Origin of the sequence: Lactobacillus ultunensis DSM 16047 (assembly GCF_001436305.1) — a bacterium.
In the GTDB taxonomy this organism is placed as follows: Bacteria; Bacillota; Bacilli; order Lactobacillales; family Lactobacillaceae; genus Lactobacillus; species Lactobacillus ultunensis.
This window is the reverse complement of sequence record NZ_AZFO01000098.1, coordinates 1-235: the sequence shown is the minus strand read 5'-3', so window position 1 is coordinate 235 and position 235 is coordinate 1. Positions and strand designations below refer to the sequence as shown.

At 36.2% G+C, this 235-nt stretch carries 1 protein-coding gene; it reads left to right on the top strand.

Going from position 1 to position 235, the window contains the following annotated elements; genetic code table 11:
- Positions 1 to 28: 28 nt before the first annotated feature.
- On the top strand, positions 29 to 235 hold a 207-nt coding region (locus FC57_RS10530), incomplete at its 3' end, for a transposase (protein WP_169790356.1).

The window sequence follows — 235 nt, the reverse complement described above, 5'->3', positions numbered from 1 at the left end:
CAATTATTCACGAAGGTGGGATTTTATTATGCCTAGAAAAAGCAAATACTCATTTGAACAAAAGCTATGGGCAGTTAAACAATACTTGAATGGCAATATGAGTGCTATCGAAATAGCTAAAACTCTAAATATGACAGTTAAGTCTGGAGACCATCGAGTCAGAGAATGGGCTTACCAATATCAAAGCAATCGAGGCAAATTCTTTAACAATGCCCAACACAATAGCCATTACTCT